This window comes from Caulobacter vibrioides OR37 (assembly GCF_000372645.1).
GTDB lineage: Bacteria > Pseudomonadota > Alphaproteobacteria > Caulobacterales > Caulobacteraceae > Caulobacter > Caulobacter vibrioides_E.
In genome coordinates this window covers 85,409-106,724 of the sequence record NZ_APMP01000011.1, presented here as the reverse complement: position 1 = coordinate 106,724, position 21,316 = coordinate 85,409, and the positions used below count along the sequence as shown (strand labels likewise).

The 21,316-nt window shown below is 67.4% G+C and carries 13 protein-coding genes and 1 tRNA gene; 12 read left to right on the top strand and 2 right to left on the bottom strand.

The features are described from left to right. Positions 1-857 (bottom strand): uroporphyrinogen-III C-methyltransferase (gene cobA, locus OR37_RS10925; protein WP_004619572.1); only part of this gene is annotated, 857 nt, incomplete at its 3' end. Positions 858-1,042: 185 nt separating this feature from the next. On the opposite strand from cobA, the gene gcvA reads away from it, so the two are divergent. The 4 genes from gcvA (at position 1,043) to OR37_RS10905 (ending at position 6,205) form a co-directional block, all read left to right on the top strand. Next, on the top strand, positions 1,043-1,999 hold the full coding sequence (gene gcvA, locus OR37_RS10920) for a transcriptional regulator GcvA (RefSeq protein WP_004619571.1): 957 nt from the start codon (positions 1,043-1,045) through the stop codon (positions 1,997-1,999). A gap of 47 nt (positions 2,000-2,046) precedes the next feature. Continuing rightward, on the top strand, positions 2,047-2,376 hold the full coding sequence (locus OR37_RS10915; protein ID WP_035017242.1) for a chorismate mutase: 330 nt from the start codon (positions 2,047-2,049) through the stop codon (positions 2,374-2,376). 380 nt (positions 2,377-2,756) lie between these two features. After that, positions 2,757-5,861 (top strand): TonB-dependent receptor, encoded by a 3,105-nt coding sequence (locus OR37_RS10910; protein WP_004619567.1) that lies wholly within the window; start codon positions 2,757-2,759, stop codon positions 5,859-5,861. Between the two features lie 143 nt (positions 5,862-6,004). Next, positions 6,005-6,205, top strand: a complete 201-nt coding sequence (locus OR37_RS10905; RefSeq protein ID WP_004619564.1) for a hypothetical protein — start codon at positions 6,005-6,007, stop codon at positions 6,203-6,205. A gap of 7 nt (positions 6,206-6,212) precedes the next feature. Here OR37_RS10905 and OR37_RS10900 read toward each other — a convergent pair whose 3' ends face one another. Then, entirely contained in the window at positions 6,213-6,551 is a 339-nt protein-coding gene (locus OR37_RS10900; RefSeq protein WP_035017241.1) for an Hpt domain-containing protein, read from the bottom strand. An 84-nt stretch (positions 6,552-6,635) separates the two neighbouring features. On the opposite strand from OR37_RS10900, the gene OR37_RS10895 reads away from it, so the two are divergent. The 8 genes from OR37_RS10895 to OR37_RS10860 all read left to right on the top strand — a co-directional run bounded on the left by OR37_RS10895 (position 6,636) and on the right by OR37_RS10860 (position 21,273). Further along, a tRNA-Lys gene (locus tag OR37_RS10895) sits at positions 6,636-6,711 on the top strand. Between the two features lie 241 nt (positions 6,712-6,952). Continuing rightward, on the top strand, positions 6,953-8,182 hold the full coding sequence (locus OR37_RS10890; RefSeq protein ID WP_004619562.1) for a TetR/AcrR family transcriptional regulator: 1,230 nt from the start codon (positions 6,953-6,955) through the stop codon (positions 8,180-8,182). A 151-nt stretch (positions 8,183-8,333) separates the two neighbouring features. After that, positions 8,334-10,568, top strand: a complete 2,235-nt coding sequence (locus tag OR37_RS10885; protein ID WP_235046570.1) for a TonB-dependent receptor — start codon at positions 8,334-8,336, stop codon at positions 10,566-10,568. A 64-nt stretch (positions 10,569-10,632) separates the two neighbouring features. Then, positions 10,633-11,823 carry a Ca2+-dependent phosphoinositide-specific phospholipase C gene (locus tag OR37_RS10880; RefSeq protein WP_004619558.1) on the top strand — a complete coding sequence of 397 codons (1,191 nt, stop codon included), beginning with the start codon at positions 10,633-10,635 and terminating at the stop codon, positions 11,821-11,823. A gap of 290 nt (positions 11,824-12,113) precedes the next feature. Next, complete coding sequence (locus tag OR37_RS10875; RefSeq protein WP_004619557.1) at positions 12,114-13,484, top strand: efflux RND transporter periplasmic adaptor subunit; 1,371 nt, start codon at positions 12,114-12,116, stop codon at positions 13,482-13,484. A gap of 15 nt (positions 13,485-13,499) precedes the next feature. Further along, the gene (locus OR37_RS10870) at positions 13,500-16,625 is read left to right on the top strand and encodes a multidrug efflux RND transporter permease subunit (protein WP_004619554.1); all 3,126 of its coding nucleotides are present in this window, start codon (positions 13,500-13,502) and stop codon (positions 16,623-16,625) included. Beyond that, positions 16,622-19,810, top strand: a complete 3,189-nt coding sequence (locus OR37_RS10865; RefSeq protein ID WP_004619553.1) for an efflux RND transporter permease subunit — start codon at positions 16,622-16,624, stop codon at positions 19,808-19,810. The genes OR37_RS10870 and OR37_RS10865 overlap by 4 nt, the downstream gene beginning before the upstream one ends. Further along, positions 19,810-21,273 carry an efflux transporter outer membrane subunit gene (locus tag OR37_RS10860; RefSeq protein ID WP_004619551.1) on the top strand — a complete coding sequence of 488 codons (1,464 nt, stop codon included), beginning with the start codon at positions 19,810-19,812 and terminating at the stop codon, positions 21,271-21,273. The genes OR37_RS10865 and OR37_RS10860 overlap by 1 nt, the downstream gene beginning before the upstream one ends. Positions 21,274-21,316: the final 43 nt, after the last annotated feature.

The following is a 21,316-nucleotide window of genomic DNA, read 5'->3' as shown; positions in this document are numbered from 1 at the left end:
TCGGCGGCTAGCGCCCCCTCCACCGCTTCGCGGTCCCCCTCCCCCGTCAACGGGGGAGGAGATTGAACTTGAGCCATGGCCATGGCTTCGCCGACCATCAGCAGCGCGGGGCCTTTCACGTTCTGGGCGGCCTGCGCCAGGCCGGACAGCGTGGTCAGGATCCGGCGCTCGTCGGCGCGGCTGGCGTTCTCGACGATCAGCGCCGGGGTCGATCCCGCGCGGCCGGCGGCCATCAGGCGCTCGGCGATCAGGCCAGCCGTCGAGACGCCCATATAGACGACAACCGTCTGGTTCGGCCGGGCCAGGGCGCCCCAGTCCAGATCCGGCTCGCCGTGAGCGGCATGGCCCGTGACAAAGGTGACGGCCTGGGCGCCGCCGCGATGGGTCAGCGGCGCGCCGGCGCTGGCGCTGGCGGCCAGGGCGGCGGTGACGCCGGGAACCACATGGCACTCGACCCCGGCCTCGCGGCAGGCGGCCAGCTCCTCGCCGCCCCGGCCGAACAGGAACGGGTCGCCCCCCTTCAGGCGCACCACGTTCAGACCGTCCAGGGCCAGGGCCACGATCAGCTGATTGATCCCGTCCTGCGGCAGGGTGTGGCGCGACTTGCGCTTGGCCACGTTGATGCGGCGGGCGCGGCTGGGCGCTAGGTCGAGAATCTCGTCCGAGACCAGGCCGTCATGCACGACGACATCGGCGCCGCGCAGGGCGTTGAAGGCCCGGAAGGTCAGCAGGTCCGGATCGCCCGGCCCCGCGCCGACCAGCCACACCGCGCCAAGCGCGCGGTTGGCGCGCGTCCCGCCCACCACGACGAGGCCAGGCTTGGCGTTCGCGACGTTTCGGATCGGCGAGCGGGCCATGCGGTTTAGAACCTCTATCAACGCGGTCGGAATAAACCCGTGAAACGCAAGGCGGGGTCGCCCCTGAAGACGACCCCGCTCAGCACGCCGACGAAAAGGGCCTATCCGTCAGCGAGCGCTTGCAAACTCGGCGCGAAGGGGCCAATTCGCAAACAAGGACTTCTGCCGGGGCGTTCAGTAAAACTATGGAAAGACCCAACGAGCGCCGTCGCCTGCCGCCGCTGAACGCCCTGCGCGCGTTCGAGGCCGCCGCGCGACATCTGAACTTCAGCCGCGCCGCCGACGAGTTGTCGGTGACGCCGGGCGCCGTCAGCCAGCAGATCCAAAATCTGGAAGATTATGTCGGGGCGGCCCTGTTCAAGCGCACGCCCAAGGGCCTGCTGTTGACCGACGCGGCCCAGACCGCCCTGCCCGCCCTGCGCGAGGCTTTCGACCGTCTGGCCGAGGCCGCCAGCTTGCTCACCGCCGCCGTGGACGGTCGTCGCCTGACCCTGACCGCCGCGCCCTCGTTCGCCGCCAAGTGGCTGGTGCCGCGCCTGGGCAAGTTCGAACAGGCCCATCCGCAGGTCGATGTCTGGCTGTCGGCCGGCATGGAGGTCGTCGACTTCGCCACCGGCGAGGTCGACATGGCCATCCGCTACGGCTCGGGCCGCTATCCGGGCCTGGAGGTCATCCGCCTGCTGCAGGAGACCGTCGTCCCGGTCGCCAGCCCCGAATTGCTGGAGCAGAACGCCCTCGAACGCCCCGAGGACCTGGCCCACCACATCCTGCTGCACGACGGCTCGCCCGACGCCGACGACAGCTGCCCCGACTGGGCGATGTGGCTGGCCGCGCGCGGGATCAAGGGCGTCGACGGCGCGCGGGGGCCGCGTTTCAACCAGTCCAGCCTGGTCATCGAAGCCGCCGCCAACGGCCGCGGGATCGCCTTGGCCAAGCGCACCCTGGCCCAGGCCGACCTCGACGCGGGACGCCTGGTCATTCCGTTCGAAGCCTCCACCGCCGTCGACTTCGCCTATTATGTCGTTCACCCGAAGGCCAAAGGGCGGTTGCCTCAGGTCAAGGCCTTCGTGAACTGGCTGCGCGCCGAGGCCGAGGCCCACGAGGCGGCGCTGCGGACCCTGGACAACGGCGCCGGAATTTAGGGGTCGGAGCACTGGTTTCCGTCATGGGAACCGGCTTAAAGGAGCCCATGAAAATCACGACTCTCAATGTCGACGAGCACCTGGCTCCCGCCGACTGCCGAACCATGGCCGATGTGCGCCAGGGCGTGGACGCCCTGGACCGAGCCCTGGTCCAGCTCCTGACCGAGCGTCAGGGCTTCATGGACGCCGCCGCCCGCATCAAGGCCGACCGCTCCAAGGTCTTCGACCGCGCGCGGATCGAGGACGTGGTCGACAAGGTCAAGGCCGCCGCCCGCGCGTCGGGACTCTCCGAAGCGATCGCCGAACCGGTCTGGCGCACGCTGATCGACCGCTGCATCGCCTACGAATACGACAGCTGGGACAAGACGAAGGGCTGAGGCGAAGGCGTTTCCCGCGGCGCCCCCAGCTTTTCGCGCATCCCCAAACTCAACCTTAGTTTGAATGACATGTTTCGCGCCGGGCGGTCATGTCGGAACGGAAATCTGGTCTTACCATTCGTCAGACAAATGTGACGGAAGACCCGGACCAATCCGCGCGCCTGGCCCGTCATGATCACCTATTTCGCCCACTAACAGGCCAGCCGATGGCCTTTGAGAGCGCGGCAAGACTGGATGATCGCCTATGCGAGCCCCAGATGGCCTTACCAGGTGGTCGTTACCCGGCGAAAACTGGCATTACCAATTTCTTGACAACCGCCCTAACCGGTCGGATAAATCCTCTCAAGGGCGCCAAGTCAGTGCGCCGGGGGAGGATTCCGATGAACCATGCACGCAACCGTTTCGCTCTTCGCACGGCGCTGATGGCGTCCTGCGCGGCCCTGTCGCTGGGCGCATCCGCCCAGGCCCAGACGACGGCGCCGACCGGCGCCGAGCAAAAGGCCGAACCCTCCACGGTCGACGCCGTGGTGGTAACCGGTTTCCGCCAAGCCTACGCCAACGCCATCTCGACCAAGCGCGAGACCCTGGAAATCTCGGACGGCATCTCGTCCGATGGCCTGGGCCGCTTTCCCGACCTGAACGTCGGCGAAGCCATCCAGCGCATCCCGGGCATCCAGATCAATCGCGAGGCCGATAGCCGCAACGCCACGATCAGCCTGCGCGGCCTGCCGGGCTCGTTCGCGCGCACGACGCTGAACGGCGGCGCGTTTGCCGATCCGATCCTGAACGGCTCGACCCCGCTCGGCGCCTTCAACTCGGACATCTTCACGTCGATCAACGTCATCAAGTCGCCGATGTCCAACGATCTGGCCGGCGGGCTCTCGGGCAATATCGACCTGCGCATCGCCCCGGCCCTGCAGCGCAAGGACGGCGGCTTCGCCAAGGCCTCCTATGAGTATGACGACCTCGGCAAGCTGGGCAGCCCGCTGGCCTCGATGGGCTATAACAAGCACATCACCGACGACTTCGCGGTGTTCGGCGTCATCGGCTGGAAGGACGAGAAGTTCCGCCGCGATTCCATCACCGTGAACTCCTGGGGCAACAAGCTGGGCTCGATTCAGCTGGGCAACCAGAAGGTTCCTGGCCAGAACCCCGACTATGACGCGCTGGTCGCCCAGTATCCGGGCGGCGTCTACTATCCCAGCCAGACCCGGCAGCTGGTGAAATACAACCGCGGGACCACCGTATCAGCGGCGACCGGTTTCGAATGGCGGATCAACGACAACTGGAAGGTCGGCGCCAATGGGTTCCTCACCAAGCGGAACCTGAAGGACGCCACCAACAACATTCTTTATATCGACGCCGGGCCGGGCAATGGGACCAACACGGCTCTGACCGCGACCTCGGCCGTCGCGCATATCACCAAGGTCGGCACGCCCTATATCGTGCATACTCCGAACGGCGACCGCGCCTACGTCAACAACTTCTCGGCCGAGAACATCAATACGTTCGACTCGGTCCGCTCCGAACCGGCCGATAACCAGACCTGGGCCATCAACCCGACGGTCGAGTTCAAGAACGACGCCTGGAAGGCGACGGCCAATTTCACGGTGTCCAAAGCCAAGGCCCAGGCCAACCAGATCGAACTGGACATCGTCGAAAACCCCTACCGGAACCTCGGTCCGGCCGGGCTCAACGGCATCACCACCTCGGTGGCCCTGAACGGCACGGATCTGTCGAACTACACCGCCGTTCTGAACACCCCGCACGCCACCCACCTGCCGACCGGCGGCTTCGTGATCCCGTCCACGGCGACCGCCGCCACCCAGGCCGGCGCGGTGATGCCGGGCCAGGCGGCCACCGTCGCCGGCGACAAGTTCGGCGTCACCGGCACGAGCGGCAACGCCGACAACGTGCTGAACGCGGCCCAATTCGACTTGGAGCGCTCGATCAACACCGCGTTCATCACCTCGGTACAGATCGGCGCCCGCGCGGAGCACAATAAATACACCTCGACCGGTTCGCGAAACACCGCGCTGGGCGCCCAGACCCAGAACATCACGCCGGACATGGCCATGCCGCTGGGCTACGCCCGGGACTTCTTCGGCGGTCAGGCCGCCGGCGCGACGTCCAACTGGATGAACGTCGACATCAACCGGATCCTGAAGGCCATCACGCCGGTCAACACCAACCTGCGGACGGCGACCAATCCGAACGGCCTGCCCGACCAGTTCCTGCTCGGCGCGCCGGGCGTGTTCCTGACCCCTTACGGCGTGGTCAACAACTACACGGACGGCAACTACTGGAACAACAACTTCAGCAATCAGAACGACGTCCTGTCACTGTACGGCTCGGCGAAGTTCAAGACCGATCTGCTGTCGATCCCGGTCCGCGGCAGCGTCGGCGCGCGCTACGAGTCGACCAAGAACAAGATCGTCGCTCTGAACTGCGTGAACTGCGCCAGCACGCTCGCCGCCATCGCCGGCCCGATCAACCACGCGCTGAGCACCGCGACGACCAAGAACGACTACCACTACTGGCTGCCGTCGGCGATCGTCGTGGCCGACCTGCGCGACGACCTGGTGCTGCGCGCCGCCGCCTACCGCACCTATGTTCGTCCGCAGCCGCGCGACAACGCCCCGACCAGCTTCGTGCAGGTGCCGACCGACGTGAACCCGCCGACCGATCCGGTCTATACGGTCACGCTGGGCGCCACCAATCTCAAGCCCTACACCGCCGACTCCTACGATCTGTCGCTGGAATGGTACAATCGTCCCGGCGGGATGATCTCGCTGGCCGCCTATCGCAAGAAGATCGACGGCTATATCGGCCCGATCACCGATCAGTCGGCGCTCTGCCCCGCCAACGGCAAGCTTCCCGGCATCGATGTCGACCTGGGCACGCTGACCATAGACAACTCAGGCGGAACGCCGAAGTGCGTCAGCTCCAAGCAGTTCATCGGGGCGGGCGGCGTGCTGAAAAATGCTCAGGTCAATGTCAGCGGCAAGACCAACCAATCGCCGATGACCGTGACCGGCGTCGAGTTCAACGTTCAGCAGAACTTCGACTTCCTGCCGGGCTTCTGGAAGAATTTCGGCGGCGCGTTCAACTATTCGTATACGAAGATCGAGGGCAAGGACACGGCGGGTAACGCCATCACCCTGCCCAGCGTGTCCAAAAACAACATCAACCTCATCGGCTATTACGAGGCCAAGTGGGGCGGCGTCCGCCTGGTCTATAACTGGCGCGACAAGTACGACCTGGCCGCCGGCAACTCGTTCGTCGGCGACGCCCGCACCGTCAAGGCGCGCAGCCAGTTGGACGCCTCGGCCTCATACAAGATCACCGAACGCCTGACGGTCTCGGTCGACGCGTTCAACCTGACCGACGCCACCCGGTCCGAATACGAGAACGACCCCATGCTGCCGCGCCGCATCGACTATGACGGCCGGACCTATCAGGTCACGATGCGCGCCACCTTCTAGACCCGAACATACCGACCTCCCCTGCCAAGGGCCGGAGCAAGCGCTTCGGCCCTTCTTTTTCGGACGCCGGGCTTAACCCTGTTTGATCAGACACGCTTAAGGCCGGGCGGCCAGATTGCTGGCAGCCCCCAAAGGACGCCGCCGTGCAGCTCTCCGCCGCCAGTCCAGTGACCCGCTATGTCCCGGCGCCGGCCGGCGCCGCGAGCGATGCTTCGGCCAAGATCGCCGACCTGACCGCGCTGGCGGCGGCCCAGACCAACCAGAAGATGGCCGCGGCGGCCGGCGCGGCGCTCGGCCAAGCCACCAGCGATCTGGCCGGCGCGCTGGTCGACATCTCGGCCTGACGCCAGCCTATCCCTTCAGCGACCTCAGGGCCTGCTCGTGGGCGTAGGCGGCGATATCCATCAGCGCGGCGTCCAGGGCCGTCCTGACCGTCTCCAGCCCCTCCTCGCCGGCCTCGCAGCGTTCGCAGACCTCTCCCAAAGCGAAGGCCCCGACGCCCCGCGCGGCGCCCTTGACCGTGTGCACGGCGTCCCTCCAGCCGGGATGGCTCGGATCCAGCATCGGGGTCCACAGCGCGGCCTGTTCGCGGAACAGCGCCAGCACCTCGTCGACCAGGGCCGAATCCCCGGCCGCGAACCCTTCCAGATAGCCAAAATCCACGGCCCCGCTGATATCTCGTCTCGCCATGAAAAAAGCTCTTGCGCTCCCAAAATCATTGCGTATGTTCCGCGCCTCGCCGCCGGGGCTCGCAAGTGCTTCGGAAACGCGAATGGGTGTATAGCTCAGTTGGTAGAGCAGCTGACTCTTAATCAGCGGGTCCAAGGTTCGAATCCTTGTACACCCACCATTCTCCGCTTTTTTCAATGATCTAGCGATCAGCCCTCCGGGGCTCCGGTCGTGGCGGGCGCGCGTGAAAACGCGCTAGAACGGCGGGACACGTCGGCTCCGAACGCGCGCGAGATGGTTCGGATACGGAGCTTTCGCCCGGGCCGTCGCGCCGAGTCCCACGAGCCAGAGCGCCCAGGCGGGGACTTGTGGGCGTCGCGTGGTCGTCAGTATACGCGATCCCTCAACCACATGGATCCGCGATGACCGCGCGACTGGAAGCCGACATCCTTCAGGTTCTGCGCGCGGCGATGGCGTTGGTTTCAGCCGATGGCCTGAGCGCCCTGACCTTGCGCCCCCTGGCGGAACGGCTGGGCACGACGGTCTCGATCCTGTCCTACAAATTTGGCCGCAAGGACGATCTGGTCGCCGCGATCATCGACGCGGCGCGCGAAGAGGACAGCGCCTTTCTGGATCTCTGGCTCGCGCGGATACGCGCCGTGAGGTCAATGACCCCCGCGATCATGGCGGAGTTCGCCGACTCGATCCTGGACGACATGGCGCGCGGACACGCCATTCGCGGCCAATTCTACTGCGAGCTGCTGCAGGGCGCGGCGTCGCGCCCGGAAATCGCGGCGCCGCTCAGCCTTTGGCGCGCCCAGCGTCTGGCGTTCTGGCGCGCGGCGACCGAGCGCCTTGAGCGTCCCGACCTGGCCGAAACCCTTCATGCCTACAGCGCCGACGAGGTTGTCCATGGCCTCGCCCTCGGCGACCAGGCGGCCTATCGCTGGCTTCGACGCCTGGGCCTGAAGCGGCTTTGCGGCGACCTGGTCGCCGCCGAGGGCGACACCGACGGCGAACTGTTCACCGTCTTCCACGCGGCCCTGGGCGATCTGCTGATGACGCCGGACGGGCGCTATCAAGCCGCACCGATGAGCGAATGGCAGGCTCGGATCGCCGGGCACATCTCGGCGCTGATCATCGCCGAGGGCGCCGACGCGGTGACCCACCGGGCCGTCGCCAAGCGCGCTGGCGTCGCCAGCTCGACCCTGGCCTATCACTTCCCGCGCCAGGATGACCTGCTGCGATCGGGCCTCGACGACGTCATCATCAGACTTCAGGGCCATGTGGACCGCCCAGCCTCTCCAGGCTCGACGTCCGAGCCCAACCGCAGCCGCGAAGAGATCGCCCGCGCGACCTTCGCCGTCGCCCTGGCCGCCACGCGGAACGCCAGCCTCAAGGGCATCGCCGCCGACATGCGCCGACGGCGCGGCGAGAACCTTTATGTCTATCTGAAGCGCGAGGGCGGCGGCGCCACACCCTTCGACCTGCTGAGCGCCCAGGTGATGTCAATCACCAGCATCGGGCAACTGATGCTCACAGCGGGCGAGGTCGGCGGCGCCGGAGCGGACTTCGAACTGATCGGCCGGATGCGGACGACCGCCCTGGCGGCAGGTCCGAAACCTCCGCGCGAATATCGCACAACTGTATAATCCGCACCAAGAATGCCCTCAGGGGGCGGCCGACGCTTTTCGCACAACTGTCGCAAGCGCGTCATGGACGGGTGCTAATCGCCCCAACCATTCAATGGTTCGGGGACGCACCGCAATGATTTCGACGCACAACCTTCGTTTCGGGCTTTCCTTGCTGGCGAGCACCAGCCTCGCGCCGTTCGCACAAGCGTATGCCGAGGCCGCGCCAGCCGCGCCGACGCAGGGCGTCGAGCTGGAGGCCGTCGTGGTCACCGCCCAGCGGCGCAGCGAGAACCTGCAGCAGGTGCCGGTCGCCATAACCTCGGTCAGCGGCAAGGCGCTGGAGGCGTCCAACTTCCAGGCGGTCACCGACCTTCAGTACGTGGTCCCGGGGGTGCAGTTCGATCCAACCAATGGCGCGGCCTTCCAGATCCGCGGCGTGGGCAGCACCTCGTTCGACTTCTCGAACGAAAAGTCCGTCAGCCTGGTCGTCGACGACGTGGTCATGGACGGTCAGCGCGACAACGGCATGACCGGCCTTTCGGACATCCAGCAGGTCGATGTGCTGATGGGTCCGCAGGGCACGCTGTTCGGCAAGAACGCCACCTCGGGCGTGATCTCGATCGCCACGGCCAAACCAGTCTTGAGCCAGTGGGCCGTCAAGGCCAGCGCCAGCTATGGCGAGCGCGAGGACCGCAACGCCAACCTGATCGTCAACGCGCCCTTGGGCGACAAGTTCGCCCTGCGGGTCGCGGCCTTCACCCAAGGCCAGGAAGGTCACGGGCGCTATACGACGCTCAATCAGAACCTGAATACCTTCAAGGAGCATGGCTACCGGGCCAAGCTGCTGTTCAAGCCGTTCGAAGGCCTGGAGGCGATCTACACTCACGACGACGAGTATCACTGGGACAACAGCATCCGCACCGCCGTCGCGGTCGCCTCGCCGGCCGTCAACGCGCTGCAGATCGCCAATGGCGTGACCCAAGGCCCGGAGAACGGCGACGACGCCGACTCGTCGATGGGCATGATCCGCACGAAGACCCAAGGGGACTCGCTGCGGGTCCAGTATCAGGTCGGGCGCGACACCCTGACCTCGATCACCGCCTATCGTAAGACGACCTACGACAACGACACCCCGGCCGACCTCGTGCCGGCGACCCAGTTCGCCTACATCCCCTATAACAGCGGCCGGCTGAACACCTCCAAGGTCAGCCAGGAGCTGCGCTGGGCCTCGCCAACCGGCGGCTTCGTCGAATATCTGGCCGGGCTGTTCTACAATCGGCTGCTGGCCGAGCAGACCCAGCTGCAATGGGCCACCCTGGGCGCCCCGATCGTCTCGCCGACCGGCGTCAAGCTGACCAACTTCTACGCCCTGACCGGCGCGATCGGCGCGGCGGGCAACGCCTCGCTCTTCAAGGCTCAGAACACCACGGGCGCCGTCTTCGGACAGCTCAAGTTCAACCTGACGTCCAAGGCCAGCCTGGCGATCAGCGGCCGCTACACCAGCGACCATAACGGCCAGTCGCTGAACTACGTGTGGATCGATCCGCGCCCGATCACCGGGGTCAACGCGACCTTCACCGCGACCAGCGCCCAGCCCTATCAGAACCGCGGCCGGGTCAAGGACCACAATTTCTCGTACCGGATCGCGGGCCAGTATCAGCTTTCCGACCACGCCATGGCCTATGCGACCTACTCCACCGGCTACAAGCCCGGCGGCGTGGCCTTCGTCGGCAACAAGTACGCGCCGTTCGCCGACGAGACCGTCAAGAGCCTGGAAGCGGGCGTCAAATCCGAGCTGTTCGATCGCCGCGTGCGCCTGAACGTCGACGTCTTCAACTCCGAGTTCACCGACTTCCAGGCGACGATCCTGACCAACATCCCGGGCAACGTCCTGCAGCAGCTGGTGATCGGCAACGCCGGCGGCCTGAAGAGCTCGGGCGCGGAAGCCAATGTCGCCTGGCGGGTCAACGAGGCGCTCAGCCTGACCGGCGCGGTGACCTATGCCGACGCCCACTTCACCGACTATGTCTACAACGCCACCACCAACTACACCGGCACGCGCCTGACCAACGCGCCGCGCCTGTCAGCCCATCTGGGCGCCGAGTACGAACGCACCGTCGGGACGATGCGCTTCAGGGCCAACCTCGACTACGCCTATCGCAGCAAGAGCTGGACCGTGGTCGGCCAGCCCGCCTATTCGGAGGTCCCGGCCTACGGCCTGGCCAACGGGCGGATCAGCCTGTCGCCGGAGAACAGCCAGATCGAGTTCGGCCTCTACGGCCGCAATCTGTTCAACAAGTACTACTCGACCGGCTACCAGCAGTACGGCGCGCTGGGCCTGCTGCACTACACGGCCCGAGACGCCTACCGGACCGTCGGCGTGTTCGCCAAGTACGCCTACTAGATCCCCTCGACTTCAGACCGCCCGGAGCGATCCGGGCGGCCTTTTTCTTTTCCGAAGGTTCCCCATGCCCCGCTTCTCCGCGCGCCTCTGCGCCGCGCTCCTCGCCACCGCCACGCCGGTGATGGCCCAGGAGAGCCCCGCCCTTTCGCCCGATCTCAAGCTGAACGAGATCCAGGTGCTGGGCACCCACAACAGCTACGCCATGCCGGTCGACAAGCGGCTGCTGGCCATCGTCGATCCGATCCTTGGCCGCATGATGAGCGACATCGGGACCCGTATGCCGGCTTCGATGGCGGCGCTGTTCAAGGAAGAGCACCCCAACGACGTCAAGATGAGTGAAGGGCTCAGCTATGAGCATCCGGACCTGAAGACACAGCTCGACGAGGGGATGCGCAGCCTGGAGATCGACGTCAATCCCGATCCCAAGGGCGGCAACTTCCTCGACCCCGCCGGCTATCGCGTGCTGCGCGAGAAGGGCGTGACCGATCTGCTGCCCTTCGACAAGACGGGCCTGGACGCGCCCGGCTACAAGGTGCTGCACATGCCGGACATCGACTTCCGCAGCCACTGTCCGACGTTCAAGCTGTGCCTGACCCAGGTGCGCGAATGGTCCGACGCCCACCCCGGCCACATTCCTCTGTTCCTGGTGGTCGAGGCCAAGGTCTCGGACATTCCGATCTTCCCCAACCCGACCCACACGGTGCCGTTCACCCCAGCGCTGTTCGACGACCTGGACCAGGAGATCGTCTCGGTGTTGGGACGCGAGCGCCTGATCACGCCAGACGACGTGCGCGGCGCGCACGCGACGCTGAACGAAGCGATCCGGGCCGGCGCCTGGCCGACGCTGAAATCGGCGCGCGGCAAGATCGTGATCCTGATGATCACCGCCACCGGCGAAGCCGCCACGCGAGGCTATCTGGAAGGCCACCCGTCGCTGAAGGGGCGCATGGCGTTCGTGCGCGCCGAGCCCGGCCAGGACCACGCCGCCTTCCTGATGTTCGACAACGCCCTGGTGCGCGCCGACGACATCAAGACCTACGTCCGCCAGGGCTATATCGTGCGCACGCGCTCGGACATCGAGACCTACGAAGCCAAGATCAACGACATGACCCGCGCCAACGCCGCCTTCGCCAGCGGCGCCCAGGTGGTGTCGACCGACTTCGAACATCCGGGCAACGCCTATGGCACGCCGTATGTGGTGAAACTGCCGGGCGGCGGCGTCGCGCGGCGCAATCCCGTGCTGGGCGCGCGATAGCCCCGCAACCAGCGGCTTCAAGCCCAAGCCCGGCGTCGGATCGCGACGTCGGGCTTTTGGCGTTCTTCGGCGTCCCGGAACCTTGGCCACGCGCCTTTCCGCCGCGAGTCCGACACTTTCCCCTATCGAAGCGGAGCCATATCGAGGCTAGATCATTTCAGCACTGAAAACCGGCGCACATGTTCGACTCTTACGGCTCGCTGGCTGTCCTCCGACGACAGCGACCCTGGGTTGGCGAGTCGCCGTCCCGAACGAACACGCCGCGCGCGTCGCGGCCGGACCGAAGGCTGATGATGATCGACTCCACGCCCCCCGCCTCGCGCACCTCGCCGCGCCGCCGGACGCGGATTATCGGCGGTGTCATCGCCGTAGCCGTCCTGGCCGGCGTCGGCGGTCTGTCCTGGGTTCTGCTGCATAACGCCAAGGATAGCGGCGGCCCGGGAGGCCCGGGTGGCTTCGGCGGCGGTCGTCGCGGCGGTCCGGCGAGCACGGTGGCGGTGGCCGCCGCGACCAGCACGGACCTGCCCATCATCATCGACGCCTTGGGCGCGGTGAAGCCGGCCGCGACCGTCACGGTTCGTCCGCAGGTCTCCGGCGTGATCACCGAGGTGCTGTTCCGCGAAGGCCAGATCGTCAAGCGCGGCCAGCCCTTGGCGCAGATCGATCCCCGCCCGTTCAAGATGGCCCTGCTGCAGGCGCAGGGGAACCTGACTCGGGACGAGGCCCAGCTGGCCAGCGCCAAGCTGACCCTGTCGCGCTACCAGACCCTGCTGAGCCAGGACTCGATCGCCCGCCAGGAGGTCGACACCCAGGCCGCGACGGTCAAGCAATTGGAAGGCGTGGTCATGACCGATCGCGCCGCCGTCGGCACGGCCCAGATCAATCTCGGCTACACCCGCATCGTCGCCCCGGTCGCCGGTCGCGTGGGCCTGCGGGTCACCGATGTCGGCAACTATATCGGCGCGGGCGACACGAACGGCGTGGCGGTCGTCACCACCCTCTCGCCGATCGATGTGGAGTTCACGGTCCCGCAGGACGACGTGCCGCGCATCGCCGCCCGCCAGGGCCGCGCCAACGTGCCCGTGGCCGCGCTCGACCGCACCCGCACCCAGACCCTGGACACCGGCGCCTTCTCGACCCTGGACAACGTGGTCGACGCCGGCACCGGCACGGTCAAGGCCAAGGCCCGCTTCCCGAACGCCAGCGGCGCCCTGTTCCCGAGCCAATTCGTCAATGTCCGCATGACGCTGGATACCATCAAGGGTGCGATCGTCGTGCCGGCCACGGCCGTGCGCCAGAGCGCGAACGGTCCCTTCGTGTGGCTGCTGAACGACGACCACACCGTCTCCAAGACCCCGGTTAAGACCGGCCAGGCCACCGGCGTTCAGGTGCAGATCACCGACGGCCTGAAGGTCGGTGACAAGGTCATCACCGAGGGCGGCGACCGCCTGCGCGATGGAAGCCGCGTCCAACTGCCAGGCGACAAGCCCCAGGGTCCCGGCCAGTGGGGCGGCAAGGGCGGCGGCAAGGGCGGACACCGCCAGCACGGCCAAGGCCACGGTCAGGGCGCTCAGGGACAGGGCGGTCAGGGACAGGCCGACGGCCAAGGCCAGGGCGGCGGTGAGAACCGTCGCCACCGCCAGCCGCAGCCCCAGGGCTAAGCGGACCCCGCAGCGATGAACCCCTCGCGCCCCTTTATCGAGCGGCCGGTCGCCACGGCCCTGTTCATGGTCGCCATCGTCCTGGCGGGCCTGGTCGGCTTCCGGCTGCTGCCGCTGTCGGCCCTGCCGCAGGTCGACTACCCCACGATCCAGGTCCAGACCCTCTATCCGGGCGCAAGCCCCGAGGTGATGAGCCAGACCGTCACCGCTCCGCTGGAGCGCCAGCTGGGCGAGATGGCGGGCCTGGCCCGGATGAGCTCGGTCAGCACGGCCGGCGCGTCGGTGATCACGCTGCAGTTCAATCTCGGCGAGTCTCTGGACGTCGCCGAACAGGAGGTGCAGGCGGCCATCAACGCCAGCGGCTCGCTGCTGCCCGCCGACCTGCCCGCGCCGCCAGTCTACGCCAAGGTCAATCCGGCCGACGCGCCGGTGCTGACCCTGGCGGTGACTTCGGACACCCTGCCGCTGACCGAGGTGCAGAACCTCGTGAACACCCGCCTCGCCCAGAAGATCAGCCAGGTCTCCGGCGTCGGTCTCGTCACCCTGTCGGGCGGCCAGCGGCCGGCCATGCGGATCCAGGCCGACACCCAGGCCCTGTCCAGCTATGGGCTGGCCCTGTCCGACGTTCAGACGGCGATCAGCGCCGCCAACGCCAACAGCGCCAAGGGCAGCTTCGACGGCCCGACCCGCGCCTACACGATCAACGCCAACGACCAGCTACTGAGCGTCGACGACTACAAGAACCTGATCGTCACCTACAAGAACGGCGCTCCGGTGCGTCTTTCCGACGTGGCCCAGGTCATCTCCAGCGCCGAGAACACCCGCCTGGGCGCCTGGGCCGACAAGACGCCGGCCATCATCGTCAACGTCCAGCGCCAACCCGGCGCCAACGTCATCAAGACGGTGGACGCCATCAAGGCCAAGCTGCCCGAGCTTCAAGCCGGCCTGCCGGCCACGCTGGATGTTCGCGTGCTGGCCGACCGCACCACGGGCATCCGCGCGTCGGTCCACCACGTCGAGATGGAGCTGCTGCTGGCCGTGGCGCTGGTGGTGCTGGTGATCTTCTTCTTCCTGCACAGCCTGCGGGCCACGGTGATCGCCAGCCTGGCCGTGCCGATCTCGCTGATCGGCTCGTGCGGGGTGATGTACCTGCTGGGCTTTAGCCTCAACAACCTCAGCCTGATGGCCCTGACCATCGCCACCGGCTTCGTGGTCGACGACGCCATCGTGATGATCGAGAACATCACCCGCCATCTGGAGCGCGGCGAAAAGCCGATGGAGGCGGCGCTGAAGGGCGCCAAGGAGATCGGCTTCACGATCATCTCGCTGACCATCTCGCTGATCGCGGTGCTGATCCCGCTGCTGTTCATGGGCGACGTGGTCGGCCGCCTGTTCCGCGAGTTCGCCATCAGCCTGGCCATCACCATCCTGATCTCGGCCGTCGTCTCCCTGACCCTGACCCCGATGCTGTCGGCCCGCTGGCTGCGCTCGCATCCGGAGCAGGAGCCCAAGGGCGTCAGCAAGAAGGCGCTAGACCTCTTCGAGCGCGTCGAAGGCCGCTACGAGAAGGCCCTGGCCTGGGTGCTGGAGCATCAACGCGCCACCCTGTTGGTCGCGATCGCCACCCTGGCCCTGACGGCCCTGCTCTACATCGTCATCCCCAAGGGCCTGTTCCCGACCCAGGACACCGGGCAACTGTTGGCCCGGACCGAGATGAGCCAGTCGGTCTCCTACGACCGCATGTCGGCCCTGCAGCAACAGGCGGCCGAGGCGATCCTGGACGATCCGGCGGTCGAGAGCGTCGCCTCGTTCATCGGCGTCGACGGCGCCAACAACGCCATGCTCCACACCGGCCAGATGCAGATCAACCTGAAAGCCGACCGCTCCGGCTCGCAGGAAAAGATCATGCAGCGGCTGCGTGATCGGGTCGCCCATGTGCCGGGCGTCACCCTGTACCTGCAGCCCACCCAGGACCTGACCATCGACGCCGAGACCGGCCCGACCCAGTACCGCGTCTCGCTGGAAGGCGCCGACACCCCGACCATCAAGGAATGGGCCGGCAAGCTGGTGGCCCAGCTGAACAAGGTCAAGGCCGTCCGCAACGTCTATTCGGACGCCTCGGCCACCGGCCAGGCCGCGTATGTCGACATCGACCGCGACTCCGCGGCGCGGCTGTCGATCACCGCATCCGACGTCGACGACGCCCTGTACAGCGCGTTCGGCCAGCGGATCGTCTCGACCATCTTCACCGAGACCAACCAGTACCGCGTGATCCTGGAGGCCAAGCCCGGCGTCCTGACCGATCCGAGCAACCTGGGCGATCTGCACCTGAAGACCGGGAGCGGCCAGCCCGCGCCGCTGAACGCCTTCTCGACCATCAGCACGCGCCAAGCGCCGTTGCAGGTAACCCACGTCGCCCAGTTCCCGGCCACCACGATCGGCTTCGACACCGCGCCGGGGGTCTCGCTGGGTCACGCGGTCAGCGAGATCCGCAAGGCGATGAAGGACATCAAGATGCCCGCGTCGGTGACCCACACCTTCCTGGGCGCCGCGGGAGCCTACGAGAACTCGCTGTCCAACCAGCTGTGGCTGATCCTGGCGGCGGTGGTCTGCGTCTATATCGTGCTGGGCGTGCTCTACGAGAGCTATGTCCACCCGCTGACCATCCTGTCGACCCTGCCCTCGGCCGGCGTCGGCGCCCTGCTGTTCCTGTGGATCACGGGCGCGGGCCTGGGCGTGATCGGGATCATCGGCATCATCCTGCTGATCGGCATCGTCAAGAAGAACGCGATCATGATGATCGACTTCGCCATCGACGCCGAGCGCAACGAGGGCAAGTCGCCGCGCGAGGCGATCTTCCAGGCCGCCGTCCTGCGGTTCCGTCCGATCCTGATGACCACCCTGGCGGCCCTGTTCGCGGCCATCCCGCTGATGCTGGGCTTTGGCGAGGGCGCCGAGCTGCGTCGTCCGCTGGGCGTGGCCATCTTCGGCGGCCTGATGGTCAGCCAGCTTCTGACCATCTTCACGACCCCGGTCGTCTATCTGGCCTTCGACAGCCTGCTGCCCAGCGGTCGCAAGGGCCGCGCGGACACGACGCCGCTGGATGGCGAACCCGAGCCGATCCCAGGGGCGCCGTCGTGAACCTCTCGTCGCCGTTCATCCGCCGCCCCGTCGCGACGGTCCTGCTGACCATCGGGGTGGCGATGGCGGGCATAGCGGCCTTCTTCGTGCTGCCCGTCGCGCCCCTGCCGCAGGTGGATTTTCCGACCATCTCGGTGCAGGCCAACCTGTCCGGCGCCAGCCCGCAGACCATGGCGTCCAGCGTGGCCACGCCGCTGGAGCGCCGCCTGGGGGTGATCTCGGGCGTCAACGAGATGACCTCGCAGAGCTCCACGGGCCGGGCGCAGATCACCCTGCAGTTCGACCTGAACCGCAAGATCGATGGCGCGGCGCGCGAGGTTCAGGCCGCGATCAACGCCGCGCGCGTCGATCTGCCGGCGACGCTGCGCAGCAACCCGACCTATCGCAAGATGAACCCGTCGGACGCGCCGGTGGTCATCCTGGCCCTGACGTCCGACACCAAGACGCCGGGCCAGATCTACGACGCGGTGTCCAACATCGTCGCCCAGCGCCTGTCCCAGGTGACCGGCGTCGGCGACGTCGAGATCGGCGGCGGCTCCCTGCCGGCGGTGCGGATCTCGGCCAACCCGTTCCTGCTGAACCAATACGGCGTCAGCATGGAAGACATCCGAGCGGCCATTCAGTCCGCCAACGCCAATCGCCCCAAGGGCGCGATCGAGGGCGGCGGCCAGCGCTACCAGGTCTACACCACCGGCGCGGGCCGCAAGGCCGCCGACTATGCCGGCCTGATCGTCGCCTGGCGCAACGGCGCGGGCATCCGCCTTTCCGACGTCGCCGATGTCACCGACAGCGTCGCCGACACCCGCACGCTGGGCCTCTTCAACGGCAAGCCGGCCATCATCGTGCTGCTGACCGCCCAGCCCGGCGCCAACGTCATCCAGACCGTCGACAGCGTCAAAGCGGTGCTGCCCGAGCTGCGCGCCCAGCTGCCCAGCGACATCACCGTGTCCCTGGCCAGCGACCGCACCAACTCGATCCGCGCGTCGCTGCGCGAGATCGAGGTGACGCTGCTGATCTCGATCATCCTGGTGATCGTGGTGGTCAGCGCCTTCCTGCGCAGCGCCCGGGCGACCTTCATCCCGGCGGCGGCGACTATCGTGTCGCTGCTGGGCACGTTCGGCGTGATGTACCTCTTGGGCTTCTCGCTGAACAATCTGAGCCTGATGGCCATCACGGTCGCCACCGGCTTCGTGGTCGACGACGCCATCGTCGTGCTCGAGAACACCGCGCGCCACATCGAGCGCGGGATGGACCGCTTCCAGGCCGCCATGCTGGGCGCGCGCGAGGTCGGCTTCACGGTGCTCTCGATCAGCATCTCGCTGGTCGCGGTGTTCATTCCCCTGCTGTTCATGGGCGGCCAGGTAGGCCGCCTGTTCCGCGAGTTCGCCGTCACCCTGTCGGCGGCCGTGCTGATCTCGCTGGTCATCTCGCTGACCACGACGCCGATGATGTGCGCCTATCTGCTGCGGCCGGAGAAGAAGGAGAAGGAGGGGCCCGTCGCCCGCGTCTTCGAGCGCCTGTTCGACCACGTGCACCGGGCCTACGAACATAGCCTCGACTGGGCCCTGGACGCCAAGCCGCTGGTTCTGTGCCTGTTGTTCGCCGTGATCGGCATGACGGCCTGGCTCTATATCGCCGTGCCAAAGGGCTTCTTTCCGCAGCAGGACACCGGCCAGCTCCAGGCCGGCCTGCGCGCCGACCAGTCCGTCTCGTCCCAGGCCATGCAGCAGAAGCTGCGTCAGGTCGTGAACATCATCCGCAAGGATCCCGCCGTCGAGACCGTGGTCGGCTTCACCGGCGGCGGCCGCGCCGGCGGCGGCTTCATGTTCGTCACGCTCAAGCCGATGGGCGAGCGCAAGGAGAAGGGTTCGGAGGTCATCGCCCGCCTGCGGCCCAAGCTGCAGCGCGTCACCGGCCTCAGCATCTTCCTCAACCCCGTCCAGGACCTGCGGATGGGCGGACGGCAAAGCAACTCGACCTATCAGTACACCCTGACCAGCGACTCCAGCGACTCCCTGAAAACCTGGGCGCCGAAGCTGGCGGAGGCGATGAAGGCCCACGACGATGTGCTCACCGACGTCGATTCCGACCAGGAAGAGAACGGGGTCGAGACCCTGGTCACGGTCGACCACGACAGCGCCTCGCGCGTGGGGATCACGCCCCGCGCGGTCGACAACGCGCTCTATGACGCCTTCGGCCAGCGACAGGTCGCGACCATCTATCAGGACGTCAACCAGTACGCCGTGATCCTGGAATGGAACCAGAAGTTCGCCCAGGGTCCCGAAGCCCTGAATGACGTTCGGGTGCCCACCAAGCCCACGACGACGACCACGACCAAGACCCGCAGCGTCAATCCGGCCCTGCGCGATCCGTCGACCGGCTCGGCCCTCAACACCTCCGCCGCCGCCATGACGCCGCTGCCCGCCATCGCCAGCGTATCGCAGAACGCCACCCCGACCTCGGTCAACCACCAGAACGGCGAGCTGGCCACGACGGTCTCGTTCAACCTGGCGGAGGGCAAGACCCTGGCCGACGCGCGCGTCGCCATTCAGCAGGCCGAGGCCGAGATCGGGATGCCGACCAATGTCCGAGGCAGCTTCCAGGGCCAGGCCAAACAGGCGGGCGATCAGAATAACCAGCAACCCCTGCTGATCCTGGCGGCGATCGTGGCGATCTACATCGTGCTGGGCATTCTCTACGAAAGCTACATCCACCCGATCACGGTGCTGTCCACCCTGCCCGCCGCCGGCGTTGGCGCGGTCATCGCCCTGCTGATCTTCAAGATGGAGTTTTCGATCATCGCCCTGATCGGGGTCTTCCTGCTGCTAGGGATCGTCAAGAAGAACGCCATCATGATCATCGACTTCGCGCTGGACGCCCAGCGCAGCCGAGGCCTGACCGCTCAGGAGGCCGCCCGCGAGGCCAGCCTGCTGCGCTTCCGGCCCATCCTGATGACCACCCTGGCGGCTGCCCTGGGCGCCCTGCCTCTGGCGATTGGCTTTGGCGAAGGCGCCGAGCTGCGCCGCCCGCTGGGCGTGGCCATCATCGGCGGCCTGATCGCCAGCCAACTGCTGACCCTGATCACCACCCCGGTGGTCTATATCTATCTCGACCGACTGCGGGGGAAGAAGCGCCGCGACGAGCGCAACCTCTCCCACCATCCGCACGCGCCGGAGCCCGCCTGATGTCCCGTTCCTTCCGCCTCGCCGGCTCGGCCTCCCTGATCGTGCTCCTGGGCGCTTGCTCGATGACGCCGGCCTACGAGACGCCGAAGCTCAAGGCCCCCGCCCCGGTCGCCTACAAAGCGCTGGAAGGCTGGAAGACGGCGGCGCCGTCCGATCACATCGACCGGGGCGACTGGTGGGCCCTGCTGGGCGATCCGACCCTGAACGCCCTCGCCGAGCGGGTGAAGGTCGACAACCAGACCATCGCCAAGGCCGAGGCCGCCTATCGCCAAGCCCGCGCCCTGGTCAGCGAGCAGCGCGCCAGCCTGTTCCCGACGGTCAACCTGACCGGCTCGGGAAGCAAGTCGGGCGGCGGCGGCGCCAGGAACGGCTCCTTCACCGGCGGAACGACCGGCGCCGGGGGAACGACCGCGGGCGGAACGACGACGGGCGGCGGCGATCAGCGTTACCAGGTCGGCATCGGCGCCAGCTGGGAGCCCGACGTCTGGGGCCGGGTCCGCGCCACGGTCAACGGCGCGTCGGCCAGCGCGCAAGCCAGCGCCGCCGACCTCGCGGCCGCCCAGCTGTCGGCGCAGGGCGAGCTGGCCACGAACTATCTGGGGCTTCGCCGCGCCGACACCGAGATCGCTCTGGTGAAGGCCACGGTCGAGGGCTATCAGCGCGCGCTAACCATCACCCAGAACCGCTACAACGCCGCCATCGCTCCGAAGTCGGACGTGCTGCAGGCCCAGACCCAATTGGCCAACGCCCAGGCGACGCTGGAGGGCCTGGCCCAGACCCGCGCGACCTATGAGAACGCCATCGCCGTGCTGGTGGGCGAGCCGGCCAGCGGCTTCCACCTGGCGGCCGATCCGGCCTGGAAGCCGGTCGTGCCCGACATCCCGGTCGGCGTGCCCTCCACCCTGCTGGAGCGCCGTCCGGACGTCGCCGCCGCCGAGCGCCGCGTGGCCGCCGCCAACGCCCAGATCGGCGTGGCCCGCGCGGCCTTTTTCCCGACCTTCGACCTGACCGCCAATGGATCCTCGACCGGCAGCCGTCTGGGCGACCTCTTCCAGAGCTCGGCCAATACCTGGTCGCTGGGCCTGTCGGTCGCCCAGACCCTGTTCGACGCCGGCGCGCGCCGGGCGCGCGTGGCCGAGTCCCGAGCGGCCTACGACGCGGCCGCCGCCGACTACCGCCAGACGGCGCTCTCGGCGTTCTCGGACGTCGAGAACCAGCTGGCGGCGGCCCGCGCGCTGGAGCGGCAGTACGCCTTCCAGCTGACCGCCTCCCAGGCCGCCGATCAGACCGAACAGATGCTGCTGAACCAGTACCGCGCCGGCCAGGTGGCCTATACCGACGTGGTCGCGGCGCAGGCCACGGCCTTCGCCGCGCGCCGCACGCTGATCCAGACCGCCGTCGCGCGCCAGACCACGGCCGTGGCGCTGATCCAATCGCTGGGCGGCGGCTGGCGGCAGACCTAACGGCAAGCTGGACGTCGCCCGCGCCAGGCCCGAAGCTGGCGCG